Annotated in this window: 2 protein-coding genes; both read left to right on the top strand. The window is 41.1% G+C overall.

Annotated elements, in window-relative coordinates; all coding sequences use genetic code 11:
• The coding region (locus RT405_RS11155; protein ID WP_313469712.1) for an amino acid permease at positions 1–1,004 on the top strand (1,004 nt) is incomplete at its 5' end.
• 19 nt (positions 1,005–1,023) lie between these two features.
• A partial coding sequence (arcC, locus tag RT405_RS11150; RefSeq protein ID WP_313469711.1) for a carbamate kinase occupies positions 1,024–1,954 on the top strand: 931 nt, incomplete at its 3' end.

Genomic DNA, 1,954 nt, shown 5'->3' with positions numbered 1-1,954 from the left:
TAAAAGGCGTTCAAACAGCTTCTTTTATCAACACGATCGTAACCTTTGCTAAATTAGTACCGCTGGTTATTTTCCTTGTTACCATGTTCATTGCGTTTAAGCTGGATGTTTTCACTGCTGATTTTTGGGGAACTCAAAAAGGCGGGTTCAGTTTCGCTGAAGTGATGAGCCAAGTTAAAGGGACCATGCTAGTAACTGTTTGGGTATTTATCGGTATTGAAGGGGCGGTAGTCTTTTCAGGCCGAGCTGCAAAAAAATCAGATGTTGGAAAAGCGACTATTTTAGGGCTGATGACCGTCATCAGTATTTATTTACTAACAACTATCTTATCTATGGGTGTGCTGTCACGGCCGGAACTAGCTGATTTAAAACAACCAGCTATGGCTTCTCTTCTAGAAAGTGTGGTTGGTCATTGGGGCGCCATTTTAATTAATATGGGTGTCATTATTTCTGTAGCCGGCGCTTGGCTGGCTTGGACGATGCTGACTGCTGAGTTACCTTATCAAGCAGCCAGAGAAGGCTCTTTTCCCAAATTCTTTACAAAGAAAAATAAAAACGACGCACCTGTTAATTCGCTTATCTTCACCAATGTTATCGTTCAGTTGTTTTTATTCACGTTTTTGATTAGTGAGCGGGCTTATAACTTTGCTTTCTCACTGGCTTCATCTGCTATCTTGATTCCGTATGCTTTTACAGCTTTCTATCAATTGAAGTTATCGCTGCAAGAAAGCAAAACAACGCCGAATCGGACACGAAATGTCTTGATTGGTATTTTTGGAAGTATCTTTTCTATCTGGTTGATTTATGCAGGTGGTATTGACTACTTATTGATCACGATGCTTCTTTATGCACCCGGCATTCTCATTTTCGCTTGGGCTCAAAAAGAAAACAAGCGGAAAATTTTCACGAAGAACGAAATGATTGCTGCAGCAGTCATCGTAGCTTTGTTTTTAATTGCATTATTCCAAATTTTTAATGGTACAATTGATATCGGAAATATGTAAAAAAGGAGACAGGATAACTATGACAAAACAAAAAATTGTAGTGGCATTAGGTGGTAATGCGATATTATCAGACGATGCAAGTGCTGGAGCTCAACAAGCAGCGTTGGCTCAGACAGCTGATTATTTAGTGAAGTTTATTGAAAATGGCGATGACTTGATTATTTCGCATGGTAACGGACCGCAAGTCGGTAACTTATTATTGCAGCAAGCTGCTGCGGATAGCGAAAAAAATCCAGCCCTGCCGTTGGATTCTTGCGTGGCTATGACTCAAGGAAGCATCGGCTTTTGGATGCAAAATGCTCTGGGGAATGCGTTGGAAAAAAGGAACTTAACCAAATCAGTAGTTGCTATTGTAACCCAAGTAGTGGTCGATGAAGCTGATCCGGCTTTTAAAAACCCAACCAAACCAATTGGTCCCTTTTTGGATGAGGCGGATGCCCGGCAAGAGATGGCGACTACCGGTGCTGTGTTTAAAGAGGATGCAGGCCGCGGTTGGAGAAAAGTCGTTCCTTCACCAAAACCTGTCAGTATTAAAGAATACCAAGCTGTTAATCAACTAGTTGAAAATGGTGTAGTTACCATTTCTGTTGGAGGCGGGGGGATACCTGTAATTGAAAAAGATGGTCAGTTGACCGGTGTTGAAGCTGTGATTGATAAAGATTTTGCATCACAAAAATTAGCCGAATTGGTTAAAGCGGATCTATTGATTATTCTGACCGGTGTCGACAACGTGTATGTAAACTACAATCAACCGGATCAAAAGAAATTGGAACAAGTAACTGTGGCGGAAATGAAACATTATATTGAAGAAAACCAATTTGCACCAGGAAGTATGCTGCCAAAAGTTCAAGCAGCGATTGCTTTTGTTGAAAACCATCCTGAAGGCAAAGCGATGATCACATCGCTGGAAAATATCGAGCAAGTGCTAACCAATCAAGGCGGTACGATTA

The organism is Carnobacterium sp. (assembly GCF_032094055.1).
Taxonomy (GTDB): Bacteria; Bacillota; Bacilli; order Lactobacillales; family Carnobacteriaceae; genus Carnobacterium_A.
This window is presented reverse-complemented; position numbering and strand designations above follow the sequence as displayed.